Origin of the sequence: Pseudomonas sp. B21-048 (assembly GCF_024748615.1) — a bacterium.
Lineage (GTDB): Bacteria > Pseudomonadota > Gammaproteobacteria > Pseudomonadales > Pseudomonadaceae > Aquipseudomonas.
Genome location: NZ_CP087168.1, coordinates 3,176,581 through 3,190,116 on the forward strand (window position 1 = coordinate 3,176,581; position 13,536 = coordinate 3,190,116).

The following is a 13,536-nucleotide window of genomic DNA, read 5'->3' on the forward strand; positions in this document are numbered from 1 at the left end:
CCACTCGATCCTCCCAAGAAACGGACAGAGATCGCCTCGAATCCGGATAGCTGCACTGCACAGAAAGGCTTTCAATCGGGTTGTGCCTAAAACTACAAAAAGGGTGTACCTGATGAACAGCACTAGAAGCATTGCGCAGTGGCAAGACTACATTCAGGGCTGCCTGGATTTCCGTCCGGCTGAAGGCATTTACCGCATCGCCCGTGACATGTTCACAGAGCCGGAACTGTTCGACCTGGAGATGGAACTGATCTTCGAGAAGAACTGGATCTACGCCTGCCACGAGAGTGAAATCGCCAACCCCAATGATTTCCTGACGATGCGTGCGGGTCGTCAGCCCATGATCATCACCCGCGATGGCAACAATCAGCTGCACGCGCTAATCAACGCGTGCCAGCATCGTGGCGCGACGCTGACTCGCGTCAGCAAAGGTAACCAGTCCACCTTCACCTGCCCGTTCCATGCCTGGTGCTACAAAAGTGACGGCCGCCTGGTCAAAGTCAAGGCCCCGGGGGAATACCCGGAAGGCTTCGACAAGGCCACTCGCGGCCTGAAGAAAGCCCGGATCGAGAGCTACAAGGGCTTCGTCTTCATTAGTCTGGACGTCAACGGCAGCGACTCGCTGCAAGACTACCTCGGCGATGCCAAAGTGTTCTTCGACATGATGGTCGCGCAGTCTCCTACCGGCGAGTTGGAGATACTGCCCGGCAAGTCGACCTATAGCTACGACGGCAACTGGAAACTGCAGCACGAAAATGGTCTGGACGGTTATCACGTCAGCACCGTGCACTACAACTATGTCTCCACGGTACAGCATCGCCAGCAAGTCAATGCCGCCAATGGCGGCGGCTCCAGCACACTGGACTACAGCAAACTGGGCGCCGGTGATGCAGAAACCGACGACGGCTGGTTCTCGTTCAAGAATGGTCACAGCCTCTTGTTCAGCGACATGCCCAACCCGACCGTGCGCGCCGGTTATGCCAGCGTCATGCCGCGCCTGGTGGAGGAATACGGCCAGCAGCAGGCTGAGTGGATGATGCACCGTCTGCGCAACCTCAACATCTACCCCAGTCTGTTCTTCATGGATCAGATCAGCTCGCAGCTACGTATCGTGCGCCCGGTAGCCTGGAACAAGACAGAAATCACCAGCCAGTGCATTGGCGTGAAAGGTGAGTCCGATGCGGACCGGGAAAACCGCATTCGCCAGTTCGAAGACTTCTTCAACGTTTCAGGCATGGGCACTCCCGACGACCTGGTGGAGTTTCGCGAAGCCCAACGCGGATTCCAGGCCCGCCTCGAGCGCTGGAACGAAGTATCGCGCGGCAGTGAAAAATGGGTCGAAGGCCCCACTCCCAACAGCGAGGCTCTGGGCATCAACCCGGTACTGACCGGCACCGAGTTCACCCATGAGGGGCTCTACATTAATCAGCACGGTTCCTGGCAGCGCTTCCTTCTGCAAGGCCTGGAACAAAAAGCCCTGAAGTTGAAGGAGGTGTGAAATGAGCGCACTACAACATTCCGTCGAGCAGTTCCTTTACCGTAAATCCGAGCTGTGCGATCAGCAGGATTGGGATGCCTACATCGCCCTCTTCGATGAGCAGAGTGAATTCCACCTGCCGCAATGGGAGTCGGAGCATGTGTACACCACCGACCCCAAGCGCAGCATGTCGCTGATTTACTACTCCAACCGCTCCGGCCTTGAAGACCGGGTGTTTCGCCTGCGCACCGGTAAGTCGGCGGCCTCAAACCCGATGCCGCGCACCCTGCATCAAATCAGCAACGTGCGAATCAAGGAACTCGATCATGGCTTGCTTGAAGTCAAGGCAGCCTGGGTCACCCTTTATACCCGACAGGGGTTGTCCGAGCAGTTCTACGGTCATGTGACTTACCACCTTAAAGCCGTCGCAGACAGCTGGAAGATCACTCGCAAGCACATCGTGTTGCTCAACGACACCATCAACTCAGTGCTTGATTTCTATCACCTGTGACCTGCGGAGCACGCTGTCATGAACCATAAAGTCGCTTTCAGCTTCGCCGACGGCAAGACCTCATTCTTCGAGGTCAAGACAAACGAGTTGTTGCTCGACGCTGCGCTACGCAATGGCGTGAACATCCCGCTGGACTGTCGCGAAGGTGTCTGCGGCACCTGCCAGGGGCGCTGCGAATCAGGTCAATTCACTCAAGACTACGTCGATGAAGAGGCATTATCCGAACACGATCTGGCGCAACGCAAGATGCTCTCCTGCCAGACCCGGGTGCAATCGGATGCCTCGTTCTATTTCGACTTCGATTCGAGCTTGTGCAACGCTGGGGCAACCCAATTATTGCAAGCGGTGATTACCCGTGTGGAGCAGGTTTCAGCCACTACCGCGATACTTCATATCGACGCTAGCGCCAGCCCGCTGCAACTGGATTTTCTCCCAGGGCAATACGCACGATTGCATGTACCTGGAACCTGTGAGTGGCGCTCCTACTCTTTCGCCAATCGGCCCAATCCCACTAACCAGCTTCAGTTTCTCATCCGGCTCCTGCCTGATGGCGTGATGAGTAATTTCATCCGTGAACATTGCCAACCCGGTCAAATCATCGAGCTCGAGGCCCCTCTGGGTAGTTTTTATCTACGCCAAGTGACCAAGCCTCTGGTACTGGTGGCAGGAGGAACCGGCCTGTCGGCTTTCCTCGGGATGCTGGATAACATCGCGGAAAAGGGTGGCTGCGGACACCCGATCCAGCTGTTCTATGGTGTCACGCAGGACAATGACCTCTGCGAAACCCAGCGGTTGGCGGGCTATCGCGAACGTATCTCTGATTTCGACTACCACCTTATCGTGTCGAAGCCATCAGAGCAGTGGAAAGGGAAAACTGGATGGATTCCTGATCACTTTGATCGGAATGCGTTTGAGGCTGATCCATTCGACATTTATCTGTGCGGCCCTCCTCCCATGGTCGAAGCGGTCAAGACCTGGTTCAACGAGCAGCAAATCGAAAGATTCCAGATGTTTTACGAGAAGTTCATCGAGAGCAATTCAAAGCATTAAGAACCCAGGGGAGTATCTGGAATCAACCCGATACTCCCCTGCTCTTTTATCAACGGTCCGCTCAATTCCCCGCCCCTAAAAACTCAGCGATCAAAACGCTCTGGTTCGCTGCTATTTCCATAATCTCGACAGATATCCATCACGCAACCGCGTTATCTGCCAGCTCCCAACCCTCAGGCCGTAGCGTGTGCCAATCGCTGACCTGTTGATAGGCATGGCCGATGCGCAGAATGAGCGGTTCGGCGAATGCCCGCCCCACAATCTGCATCGAAACCGGCATGCGCTTTTCATCGAACCCGATGGGCAACGCCACCGAACACAGGTTCAGCAAGTTGGCGAACCGCCCCAACAGGGCCAGTGGCGTGCCATATTCATCGACCTCATCCAACGGCACACTGCCGATAGCATTAGTCGGGAAAGCGCAGGCGTCTATGTTCGTCATGGCCTGCTGCATGGCGTGCCGAGCGGCGCGGCGCTGATTGTGCAACTGGATATACGACGCTGCGTCGATGGCGCGACCACTGAGGACGCGACGTTGAACATGGGGGTCAAAACGCAGATCGTCGCGCTCGAACAAGCTACCCAGACTGGCATAACCTTCGGCGCTCATCAGCCCACCCGCGATGCGCATACACTGCTCCAACGACGTGGGTAGCGGTTGCTCGATCAGTTGCATCCCCAAGGCGGCCAGTTGCTCGAGCCCCAAATCGTAAGCCTTCAGCACCCCGGGAGCGACATGCGCTCGTTCGGCCTGTGGCAACACCCAGATGCGCAAACCGGCTACCGACTGATTGAGACCGGCAGCGGCGTTGAATACAGGCGCCTGGGCCGAAACCGGATCCAGCGGGTCCGGGCCCAGCAGTGCATCCAGCATCCACGCGGCATCTTCAACTGTGTGGGTGATAGGGCCCACCGAATCCAGCGACGGACACAGTTCGATCAAGCCATGGCGACTGATAAGCCCACGCGTGGTTTTCAGCCCGACCAAGCCGCACATGCCCGCCGGAATTCGCACCGAACCACCGGTGTCGGTGCCCAACGCAGCGCTTGCCAACCCACTGGCCACGGCCACTGCCGAGCCGCTGCTTGAGCCACCCGGAGCATGATGCACGTTGCGGTCCCACGGGTTCCACGGCGTGCCCATCACCGCGTTGGTGCCCCAGCCACCGAAAGCGAATTCGACGGTGTGGGTCTTGCCAAGAATGATTGCTCCGGCACGCTCCAGGCGTTGCACTGCGGTGGCGGTCAACTTCGAAACACGCGGTGCCTGTGCCAATGACCCACCTGTGATGGCCTGGCCCTCGATCTCGAACAAATCCTTGATCGCCAGCGGAATGCCATGCAGCGGTCCCAGGCGTATGCCAGCCGCACGTTGACGATCCGCGGCGATGGCCGCATTGAGAGCTCGCGTGGGATAGGCCTCGACATAGGCATTGAGCTGCTCGTCGAAATGCTCGATGCGCGCCAGTTGCGCACGAACCAGCGCTTCGCTAGTCAGCGATCCCGCATCCAGCGCCTGCTGCAACTGGGCAATGCTGTGGGAAGTAACTCGATCTATGGTGCTCATGTATTCAACCTCGCAGGGTTTTGCGCCCGCGTGAAAAGTGCTTTTCAAGCACACGCGACAGCATTGAAAGAGGGAAAGCGATAACAAAATAGAACAGCCCTACCAACAGAAAGACATGCATGGGCAGGAAGGTTTCCGAAGCGATGGCCCGCGCCGCCAGCATCAGCTCATCGGTAGCGATCAGGGCGCACAATGAGCTGTCCTTGAGGATCGACACATAGGCGTTAAGCAGTGGCGGCAACATGCCGCGAATCGCTTGCGGCAAGATGACTGACGTAAACGCTTTCAACGGTGTCAGTCCGGTGGCGATGGCGGCCTCGCGCTGGCCGCGATGCAGCGAATCCAGGCTGCCACGCAGGATTTCCGCGACGTAAGCGGCGCCCTGCAAACCCAGGCCAATGACCCCGGCCCAATAGCCAGACAACGTCAGCCCCAGGCTGGGTAACGCGAAATACAGGGCCAGCAATAGCGCCAAAAGAGGTACGGCGCGCATGCTCTGAATAAAGTACGCGGCCGACCGTTTCAGGAGGACATTGGGGCTTCTCATCGCCCAGGCCAACAGCGCACCCAATATGGCCGCCAGAGCGAACCCCATCAAGGACAACTCGGCGCTGATCCGTGCACCGAGCAACAGGCGAGCGATCCAGTCGCTCCAGTACTCTGGGTATTGCTGAAAAAAACTGATCATCGCGCGCTCCCAAAATGGCGTTCGAGCCGAATGAATCCCACACCGATCGGCAAAATCATCGCGGCGTAGATGCACATCACAGCCAAATAGATCAGTGAAGTCTGGAAGGTGGAGGTCACCAGATTGCGCGCCAGAAACATGATTTCCGGCACGGCGATGGCCGAGGCGATGGACGTGTCCTTGACCAGTTGCGTGACGTAGTTGGCGAACGCCGGCAACGTAACGCGCAGGGCCTGGGGCAAGAGGATGCAACGCAGAATCTGCATCCGGCTCAGGCCGACAGCCAGCCCGGCTTCATACTGACCGACATGCAGCGACTGCAAGCCGCTACGGAAAATATCGGCCAACACCGCGCTGCCCACCAGACTCAAGCCAACGATAGCGGCCAGCCACGCGGGCAAATTGATGCCAAGATAGGAAAGACCGAAATAGATCAGGAACAGATGCGCCAGCGCGGGAACATTGCGCATCCATTCAATGAAACAGCCGATCGCCCCATGCAACACCCGTGACCGACCGAACGTCAGCAACACCGCCAGGACTATTCCGCCGGCACTCGCCAGCAACAAGGAACACAGCGCGATTTCCAGGGCGGTGAGTGCGCCTTTCAACAACAGAGGCAGTAGCCCGAGAAAAACCTCGAAGTTCGCCATCAAGCGCCCTCCATGGCCATGCGCCCAAGAAAACTACGGGTGCGCTCATGGCTTGGGTTGTCGATTACCTGCGCCGAAGGCCCTTGCTCGACAATGTGTCCGCCGTCCATGAAGATCACCCGATCCGCCACATCCCGAGCGAATCGCACTTCGTGGGTCACCATGATCATGGTGCGGCCCTCTTGCGCCAACTCACGAATCACGGCCAGTACTTCACCTACCAGTTCGGGGTCCAGCGCCGAAGTCGGTTCGTCGAACAGAATGACTTTAGGTTGTTGAGCCAACGCGCGGGCGATAGCGACCCGCTGTTGCTGCCCACCGGACAATTGCTCGGGATAGACTTCGGCCTTGTGCCGCAGATGGACTTTTTCCAGCATGGCATCCGCCAGCTCATAGGCCTGCTTGCGCGGCATACCCTGTGCCTTGATCGGCCCCAGCGCGACGTTGTCGCGTACGCTCAAATGTGGCCAGAGGTAGAAGAGCTGGAACACCATCGCGATCTCGCGTCGCTGCGGAGCCATTTCCCGATCACTCATCAGACGTATGCGTTTACCGTCCTTGATCTGCCCGATCAACTCGTCGCCCAGCCAGATATCGCCTCGAGTGGGTTTTTCCAGATAGTTGATGCAACGCAGGCAAGTGGACTTTCCCGACCCGCTGGGGCCGATCAACGACAGGGTTTCACCGGCTTTCAATTCCAGGTTGATACCCTTGAGTACTTCCAGATCACCATAACTTTTGTGCAGGTCATGCACTCGCAGCAACGCAGGTTCGGAGGGGGTCGACATCTTGGTTAACCTTTTTTTTGTTATAGACATGGCGATGAATCGGCACGGGGCATCAGGCCGACTCATCCGCTCAAGTGCTTACTTGCAGCCGGGCAGTTTCCAGTCCGCCGGGCGGTCGACACCCAGCCTCAGGTCCCTGCCTTCCGGCACATACCAGACATCCTGGGTCAGACCGTAGCGGGCACCGATCTTGCGCATTTCACAGCTTTTCCAGAGAGACTGGATCTGCTCGTTCACGGCCGCCACCAGCTGCGGGTTGGCCCCTTTATTGAAGCCGTACACCACCTGGCCCAGCCCCGTCAGCAGAGGGAAATTCGGATCGTTGTCGGTGAAAGCGTTGAAGTGCAGGTGCCACTGCTCGTTGCGGAAAATGGCGTATTGCATGACCGGAGGATCGCCGATCACTGCATCGATGCGCCCGGCGAGGAGATCGCGCACCGCGGCATCGGATGTGTCGTACAACGCCACTTGTAACCCCTCGATCTTGCGCATCTCAGGGATGAACGAGAAACCCGTGATAGTGCCGACCTTCTTGCCCTGCAAATCTTTGAGGCTGCTCCAGTTGGTCTTGTCGGTTTGGGTGATGCCGTTCTTGAAATAGTGAATCGGGTCGCTCACGGTCATGATCTTCGCGCGCTGCTCGGTCCAGCCCATGGTGCCGGCCATGATATCCACGCGTTTGGCCTGCACCGAGGCGATGGTGCCGGCCCAGTCCATCAACGCAGGTTTAACTTTCAAACCCAGCTTCTCAGAAATTTGTTGAAGGATTTCACCGTCGTAGCCGACCATTCGACTGTCTTGATAACCGGTCCCCGGCATATCGCCACTGAACGCAATTGTCAGGCTTCCCGGCTCTACCGTTTCCAGTGCGAATGCCGGTACCGAGGCCAGCATGGAGACCAGCAGACCCGCATAGATACCGGCAATACGTTGAACGTTGGGCTTCTTCATCACGTGCTCCTCGATTGTTTTTTTATGAACAGCATGGTGTTGGGCAGGCGCTCATCGTATGGTGATCGGCGGTGTAACTGGTTGGATGGTTTGCATGAATGATTGAACATTTGCGACATTTCAGAGATGTACTGCCCAGGGCCTCCAGCGAAAGCCTCGTGGAAGGTCTTGATAAGGGTCAGGCACGACATCCGCCAAGCCGACGCGGCGCCACCGAGTTGTCTATTGGCATTGTGTTGTGGCCGCGCTTCCCCTTGCTGTCACTGTCAGGGCTGACCGATGCGCTGCGACATGCCGCCGATACGGGTGATCAGAGCCGTCCGATACGCTGCCAATGGAAAGTACTGGGTACCCTTGGGCAAAGAGTCATTTCCAGCTGTGGACTGGATGTGCCTATCGACACTGAGCTCACCCATCCTCATCAATTTGATTACATCGTGGTGATTGGTGGGCTGCTTGATTCCCTTGAGGCAGCACCAAAGACGTATCCGGCATTTCTGCATCAGGCAGCAGCCGCTAACGTGCCGTTGATCGGTCTATGCACGGGCAGCTTCGTGCTCGCTCGACATGGCTTGATGGAGGGACGTACCGCTTGCGTACATGCCTACCATTGCGACGACTGGAAACGTCTGTTCCCCAGATTGCGCTTTGTCAGCAACAGTGACTTCCTCATCGACAAGGATCGGATCACCTGCGCAGGCGGTATCTCGGTGATTGAGTTGGCCATTCATCTAATTGGGCTACATTGCGGCCCGGATCGGGCCGGCAAAGTTGTTCATCAGATGACGGTCGCAAAAAGCAGCTCCGGCAGTTTCGTCGACCGGCGAAAGGCACTTGGCTACGCCAGCGCTTCGAACAGGCGTCTGCACGAAGCCGTGATGCTGATGGAAAAGCACATGACCGAACCTCTGGACATTGACTCAATCGCAAGCCTTGTCGGTACCAGTAAACGGCAACTTGAGCGGCTGTTTGTCGCCGAAACCAGTAACACTCCAGCCCAATTCTATCGTCAGGTTCGACTCAGGTTTGGCCGATGGCTTCTCATCAGCTCGGATCGACAAATAGGCGAAATCGCTTTCGAATGCGGGTTCGCCGATGCCCCTCATTTCATTCGACATTTTCAGAATATGTTTGGCATGTCTCCCGGAAAACTGCGCAAAGAGTTGAACCGCCACGGTATAAGTCACCCGGAGGCGGTGCCGAATCAGTAACCTGCTTGCGTATTGACGCTTGCCGGGATCAAACCGCTGCTGCGAAATGCCTGAATGTTGGATGCGACGATGGCTGATGCGGTTTGATGATGGGTCGGTGCGGAACAATGTGGCAGCACCAACACCTGTGGGTGCGTCCACTGCCATTGGTCTTGGGGTAAGGGTTCGACGGCAAAGACGTCCAGCACCGCATGGCCAATATGGCCGCTGTCCAGTGCGCTCGACAGCGCTGCGTCATCGATGATCGGCCCTCTGGCAAAATTGATCAGGCTCGCGCCCGCCGGTAACCAGCCGAGGGTTTGAGCGTTGAGCAACCCGGTGGTGTGCTCGGTCAATGGCAGCAGGCAGATCAGGATGTCGGTCGCGGCGAGCATCGATTGCAATTCTGCAGCGCCGGCGAAGCACTCGACATTCGCCAGTGACTTGCGCTCGCGACTCCAGCCTCTGACCTTGAAGTTCGCTGCATGCAAACGCTGTGCGGCCGCTTCGCCCAGCACGCCCATGCCAAGCAAGCCGACCGTCCGCTCTTGAGCGCGCACGGCAGGCAGTGGCTGCCAACGTTTCTGCCGTTGCTGACGGATATAGCTGGGCATGTCGCGATGCAGATACAGCGTCCAGGCCAGTACGGCTTCGGCCATGGTTTCGGCGAGTTGCGGGTCGATCAGGCGGACGATCCTCAGTTCAGCCTGAGTCTGCTTCAGGTCGGCAACAAGGCGTTCGACGCCCGCCCAGACGCTGTGTACCCAGCGCAACTGCGGCAACTGCTTCAAGTCCGCGGGGTTGGGATTGGCCACGATGGCCAGGGTGCACGCGGCTTTATCAGCATCATTGAGTTGGCTGAACGTGACAATACGTTCGCCAGGCATCGCCTCTTGCAGGGCTGCGATCCATTGTTGCGTCGCCGGATAGTCAGGCGCAGCGAGAAACGGAATCGGCGGATTCATATGGCATACACCTGCTGCAGATCCGCGAAGCCTTTCACTTCAATCGGGTTTCCAGCCGGGTCGAGGAAAAACATCGTCGCCTGCTCGCCCGGTTGGCCGGCAAAACGAATGCTCGGCGCCATGACAAATGCAAGCCCCGCCTCGACCAGTCGATCAGCCAGCGCCTGCCAGTCGGGCATTGCGAGAATCACCCCCAGGTGTGGCATCGGTACCCAATGTTCGCCGACGCGTCCGGTGTTGGTCACGGTGAAAGGCTCGCCAAGGTGCAATGAGAGCTGGTGACCAAAAAAATCAATATCGACCCAGGTCTCGGTACTCCGCCCTTCCTTGCACCCCAACAACGTGCAGTAGAAATGACGCGATTCATCAAGGTCGCGAACGTGATAAGCCAGGTGAAAAATTGACTGCATAATATTCTCCAGAACAACTGAATGTTAGGTCACACGCGGTTTTCGACACTTCGTAAAAGTCGTTGCACGGACTGAGCCACACTTAGCAACGGCTCATCGCGGCCATGCCGATCGATCAACATCAACCCCACAGGGGCTGTGCCGGGTTCATGGCAAGGGATCGAAACGGAGCAGCCATCAAGAAAATTGGCGAGCATGGGATTGCGCAGCAATAGCAGGTTGAAGTGTTGGAAATCCCTGTTGTCTGCCACTTGGGAGAAGGTCGGTGCGATGATCGGGACCGTGGGGCATATCAACAGATCCACGTCCTGCATGCGCCGCTGCACACGCGTGATCCAGTCCCGGCGAGCGTTACAGGCATCCTCATAGTCAGCCTGGCGGTACAACGCACCGTGCTCGATACGCGCCCGTACATTGGGGTCGTACTGATCCGCACGGGTGCGCAATATCTCCTGATGCAAGGCATAAGCTTCATACGCCACAATCGCTCCCCGGCGATTGATCGTGGCCACTTCGGTCAACTCATCAAGCGCCATCTCCCGCAGCTCGGCGCCGGCATCGTGCAAGCGCTTCAATACTGCCGAATACGTCTGCGCCACGTGCTGATCGAGGCCATCGAGCACCAGGGTCTGGGGCACGCCGAACTTCACGCCACGCAGATTGATTTCAGCGGGCAGGCGGATGTCTGTTCCTGCAACGATGCTATCGATAATCGCGCAACAGCCCGCGTCAGGCGCCAGTACTCCGACTGAGTCGAGGCTCTTGGACAACCCAAACACGCCCCTGCCATTGACCCTCGATGCGCTGGGTTTGAAGCCGCTAATGCCGGTCAAGGCCGCAGGAATCCGGCACGAGCCACCGGTATCGGTACCGAGCCCCGCCGCCGCCATCCCGTCAGTGACAGATATCGCCGCCCCCGAAGATGAGCCGCCGGGGATGCGCTTGAGTGCCCGCTCGAAGGGGTTGGCCGGCGTCCCGTAATGGGGATTGAGGCCAATGCCGGTATAGGCAAACTCGCTCATATTGGTTCGGCCGATGATGATCAAGCCCGCGGCCTTCAGTCGCGCAACGACGAAGGCGTCCTCGTGGGCCGGCGGTGCGCTGGATAGCACCCAGGAGCCGGCGGCCGTGACTTGCCCCGCCACGTCGAACAGGTCCTTGACCGAGACCACGAGCCCCGCGTAAGGCGACATCTGTTGGCCCTTTTTCCGCCTGGCATCGACCGCATCCGCCCGCATCCGGGCGCCTCTCACATCAATATGCAAAAAGGTGCGCGCACCTTCACCGTCTGGATCGAGTGCGCGTTCCAGGCAGGTTTCAAGCAGCGCGCGGCTGGTGGTTCGACCGCGCGCCAACTCAATACGCAATGACTCCAGCGACATCATGCTCATGATGGACAAGCTCCAGGATCGATCGGGCGATTAGCCAGGGCCGACCGCTCGGGGTCGGCACCGGCAAGCAGCAGGCGGCCAATTGACAGACGCCATGGAGCTGCGGCTTCACGTACCGATGCGCAGCGGCGCGTTCATTTTGCGTAGCAGAGCCACCACACTCTGCGCGGTGATGCGACCGGTCTTGGGGTTGTCCGAGGGGATGTTCTCGATGGTCATGGTCAGGCTCGCCGAATCGGCATCGACCTCGATCAAATGAGTATTGCGGGTCACCGACGGGTCTGCCCAGATTTCCAGGGTCGTGCGGTCAGGGCCGATCCCCGCCAGCGATAGGGCCACCACCACATTGAGGTTGGCCGGAAACCCGCGAGCGGCCTCGCGTGCACTGCCCTTGAACACGCGTTTGGGCTTGTCGAGCCCTTCGATGCTGATCAAGTTCTCCAGCAGATAAGGCGCACCCACCAGGCCACGAGGTGGCTTGCGCGTGATCATTCGTACGGAGTGAATTACGCCCTCCGCCGCTGCGGTCACTGCATCCAGCCCAAGCAAGGCACCGGTGGGCACAAGAATCTGGCCACCATGCAGCCGCGCCAGGTCGATCAGGTGCGGGTTTTCCAGCAAGGCGCCGGAGCTGAGTACCACCAGCTTTTTGCCGGCACTCAAAACGGGCAGCGCAATCTGCGGCAACAGCGCCGCGGGTGCGCATTCAATGACCACATCGCTGACCTGCGCCAATTCATCCAGGTCCAGCAGCGCCGGTGGATTCTTCAGGTTGGCCAACACCCCTGCTGCGCGCTCGGGGTTGCGTACGGTGATGCCCACCAGGCGGATTCCGGGGATGCCTGCGTCGAAGGTTCGCGCCAACGAGGCACCGACAGCGCCCAGGCCGACGATGCCGATGCGCAAATCGGAAGAATATAGGCTAGTGGTCATGCTGGGGCTCCCTGAGAGCTATCGTTGAAATCCGGCGCAATCTGCTGCGCATAATGCTTGGCAACTTGCCCGGCGGTGGTGAACCAAACGGCATCGTCCCGGCGCTTGATGTGTTCAAGCAGTTTGCGCAAGGCTTGTAGCCGAAACGGCTGACCCATGATGAAGGTGTGCAGGGTCATGCCGTAGACGAGGGACTGCTGGGTGGACTGGACCAGCATTTCATCGAAATTGGCGATCGCCATTTCCGCGAAGGCCGGTGCGGTTCCGTGGTGCAGAACGACCATGGGCACATCGTTGACTTCATGCGGGTAAGGCAGGCTTAGCAGCTTGCCTTCACGGGTTTTCATCCATACCGGCTGGTCATCCATCGGCCAGTCCAGCGTGTATAAATAGCCGGCTTCTTGCAGCAGGTCTTCGGTCACGGCGCTGGGGTTGGCACCGGGGCTCATCCAGCCGGCGGGCTGTAAGCCGCTGTGTTGCTTGATCGATTCGGTCGCCGAATGGATCAACTGCCGTTCCTGCTCTTCTGACAAACCGTTCTGTATTTCGGAGTTACTGCGCCCATGGGCAACGATTTCCGCTCCGGCGTCTACCAGTGCCTGTACCAGCTCAGGGCAGTGCTCATAGCATTCAGTGTTGAGCAGCACCGTGAGCGGAATGTCCAACTCCTTGCACAGTGCAAGAATGCGCCAGCCGCCGACGCGATTGCCGTACTCGCGCCAAGCCCAGTTGTAGGTGTTCGGTTGAGAAATACCGGGCGAGTAAGACAGCCCGAGCCCGCCGCTGCCGTAGGAAAAATGCTCGACGCAGAGCGCGACATAAAACGCCAGTCGCTTGCCCTCCGGCCATTGGAAATCTGCGCGTGACTCTATGCCTGAATAAGCGAAACGATTAGGTCCAGGTAGCATGAGCAAGTCCCCTTTATGACAGTTCTTGAAGGAGTGGGAGCAACCGTTGGCCAA

At 58.2% G+C, this 13,536-nt stretch carries 14 protein-coding genes; 4 read left to right on the forward strand and 10 right to left on the reverse strand.

The window, feature by feature from the left end; genetic code table 11:
- Positions 1-112: 112 nt before the first annotated feature.
- The 3 genes from antA to antC are packed head-to-tail and all read left to right on the forward strand — an operon-like array spanning position 113 to position 3,038.
- On the forward strand, positions 113-1,498 hold the full coding sequence (antA, locus tag LOY56_RS14815; protein WP_258615100.1) for an anthranilate 1,2-dioxygenase large subunit: 1,386 nt from the start codon (positions 113-115) through the stop codon (positions 1,496-1,498).
- 1 nt (position 1,499) lies between these two features.
- The gene (gene antB, locus LOY56_RS14820) at positions 1,500-1,988 is read left to right on the forward strand and encodes an anthranilate 1,2-dioxygenase small subunit (protein ID WP_095054953.1); all 489 of its coding nucleotides are present in this window, start codon (positions 1,500-1,502) and stop codon (positions 1,986-1,988) included.
- A gap of 18 nt (positions 1,989-2,006) precedes the next feature.
- Positions 2,007-3,038 (forward strand): anthranilate 1,2-dioxygenase electron transfer component AntC, encoded by a 1,032-nt coding sequence (gene antC, locus LOY56_RS14825; protein WP_258615105.1) that lies wholly within the window; start codon positions 2,007-2,009, stop codon positions 3,036-3,038.
- Positions 3,039-3,177: 139 nt separating this feature from the next.
- On the opposite strand, the gene LOY56_RS14830 is transcribed toward antC, so the two are convergent.
- From LOY56_RS14830 to LOY56_RS14850, 5 genes are all read right to left on the reverse strand, one after another.
- Positions 3,178-4,605, reverse strand: a complete 1,428-nt coding sequence (locus LOY56_RS14830; RefSeq protein ID WP_258615108.1) for an amidase — start codon at positions 4,603-4,605, stop codon at positions 3,178-3,180.
- A 4-nt stretch (positions 4,606-4,609) separates the two neighbouring features.
- Entirely contained in the window at positions 4,610-5,293 is a 684-nt protein-coding gene (locus LOY56_RS14835; protein ID WP_258615111.1) for an amino acid ABC transporter permease, read from the reverse strand.
- Positions 5,290-5,946 (reverse strand): amino acid ABC transporter permease, encoded by a 657-nt coding sequence (locus LOY56_RS14840; protein WP_095054992.1) that lies wholly within the window; start codon positions 5,944-5,946, stop codon positions 5,290-5,292. The genes LOY56_RS14835 and LOY56_RS14840 overlap by 4 nt, the downstream gene beginning before the upstream one ends.
- Positions 5,946-6,734, reverse strand: coding sequence for an amino acid ABC transporter ATP-binding protein (locus LOY56_RS14845; protein ID WP_086945812.1), 789 nt, complete (start codon positions 6,732-6,734; stop codon positions 5,946-5,948). Before LOY56_RS14845 ends, LOY56_RS14840 begins: the two co-directional genes overlap by 1 nt.
- A 78-nt stretch (positions 6,735-6,812) precedes the next feature.
- Entirely contained in the window at positions 6,813-7,685 is an 873-nt protein-coding gene (locus LOY56_RS14850; RefSeq protein WP_258615116.1) for an ABC transporter substrate-binding protein, read from the reverse strand.
- Between the two features lie 98 nt (positions 7,686-7,783).
- Here LOY56_RS14850 and LOY56_RS14855 point away from each other — a divergent pair, with 98 nt between their 5' ends.
- On the forward strand, positions 7,784-8,896 hold the full coding sequence (locus tag LOY56_RS14855; RefSeq protein ID WP_258615118.1) for a GlxA family transcriptional regulator: 1,113 nt from the start codon (positions 7,784-7,786) through the stop codon (positions 8,894-8,896).
- Here the strand turns inward: LOY56_RS14855 and LOY56_RS14860 are convergent.
- The 5 genes from LOY56_RS14860 to LOY56_RS14880 form a co-directional block, all read right to left on the reverse strand.
- Complete coding sequence (locus LOY56_RS14860) at positions 8,890-9,840, reverse strand: glyoxylate/hydroxypyruvate reductase A (protein ID WP_258615120.1); 951 nt, start codon at positions 9,838-9,840, stop codon at positions 8,890-8,892. The genes LOY56_RS14855 and LOY56_RS14860 overlap by 7 nt on opposite strands.
- A complete protein-coding gene (locus LOY56_RS14865) occupies positions 9,837-10,250 on the reverse strand; it encodes a VOC family protein (RefSeq protein ID WP_258615122.1) in 414 nt (137 codons plus the stop codon). Before LOY56_RS14865 ends, LOY56_RS14860 begins: the two co-directional genes overlap by 4 nt.
- Positions 10,251-10,279: 29 nt before the next feature.
- Positions 10,280-11,641: an amidase gene (locus tag LOY56_RS14870; protein WP_258615124.1), complete on the reverse strand. Its 1,362-nt coding sequence runs from the start codon at positions 11,639-11,641 to the stop codon at positions 10,280-10,282.
- Positions 11,642-11,749: 108 nt separating this feature from the next.
- Entirely contained in the window at positions 11,750-12,574 is an 825-nt protein-coding gene (locus LOY56_RS14875) for an aspartate dehydrogenase (RefSeq protein WP_258615127.1), read from the reverse strand.
- Positions 12,571-13,482, reverse strand: a complete 912-nt coding sequence (locus tag LOY56_RS14880) for a polysaccharide deacetylase family protein (protein ID WP_258615129.1) — start codon at positions 13,480-13,482, stop codon at positions 12,571-12,573. The genes LOY56_RS14875 and LOY56_RS14880 overlap by 4 nt, the downstream gene beginning before the upstream one ends.
- Between the last annotated feature and the right edge of the window lie 54 nt (positions 13,483-13,536).

What these genes read in the sequence shown, in the direction of transcription:
- antA (WP_258615100.1), top strand. Translation starts at nt 113, where the DNA reads ATGAACAGCACTAGAAGCATTGCGCAGTGGCAAGACTACATTCAGGGC.
- antB (WP_095054953.1), top strand. Translation starts at nt 1,500, where the DNA reads ATGAGCGCACTACAACATTCCGTCGAGCAGTTCCTTTACCGTAAATCC.
- antC (WP_258615105.1), top strand. Translation starts at nt 2,007, where the DNA reads ATGAACCATAAAGTCGCTTTCAGCTTCGCCGACGGCAAGACCTCATTC.
- LOY56_RS14830 (WP_258615108.1), bottom strand. Translation starts at nt 4,605, where the DNA reads ATGAGCACCATAGATCGAGTTACTTCCCACAGCATTGCCCAGTTGCAG.
- LOY56_RS14835 (WP_258615111.1), bottom strand. Translation starts at nt 5,293, where the DNA reads ATGATCAGTTTTTTTCAGCAATACCCAGAGTACTGGAGCGACTGGATC.
- LOY56_RS14840 (WP_095054992.1), bottom strand. Translation starts at nt 5,946, where the DNA reads ATGGCGAACTTCGAGGTTTTTCTCGGGCTACTGCCTCTGTTGTTGAAA.
- LOY56_RS14845 (WP_086945812.1), bottom strand. Translation starts at nt 6,734, where the DNA reads ATGTCGACCCCCTCCGAACCTGCGTTGCTGCGAGTGCATGACCTGCAC.
- LOY56_RS14850 (WP_258615116.1), bottom strand. Translation starts at nt 7,685, where the DNA reads ATGAAGAAGCCCAACGTTCAACGTATTGCCGGTATCTATGCGGGTCTG.
- LOY56_RS14855 (WP_258615118.1), top strand. Translation starts at nt 7,784, where the DNA reads ATGATTGAACATTTGCGACATTTCAGAGATGTACTGCCCAGGGCCTCC.
- LOY56_RS14860 (WP_258615120.1), bottom strand. Translation starts at nt 9,840, where the DNA reads ATGAATCCGCCGATTCCGTTTCTCGCTGCGCCTGACTATCCGGCGACG.
- LOY56_RS14865 (WP_258615122.1), bottom strand. Translation starts at nt 10,250, where the DNA reads ATGCAGTCAATTTTTCACCTGGCTTATCACGTTCGCGACCTTGATGAA.
- LOY56_RS14870 (WP_258615124.1), bottom strand. Translation starts at nt 11,641, where the DNA reads ATGAGCATGATGTCGCTGGAGTCATTGCGTATTGAGTTGGCGCGCGGT.
- LOY56_RS14875 (WP_258615127.1), bottom strand. Translation starts at nt 12,574, where the DNA reads ATGACCACTAGCCTATATTCTTCCGATTTGCGCATCGGCATCGTCGGC.
- LOY56_RS14880 (WP_258615129.1), bottom strand. Translation starts at nt 13,482, where the DNA reads ATGCTACCTGGACCTAATCGTTTCGCTTATTCAGGCATAGAGTCACGC.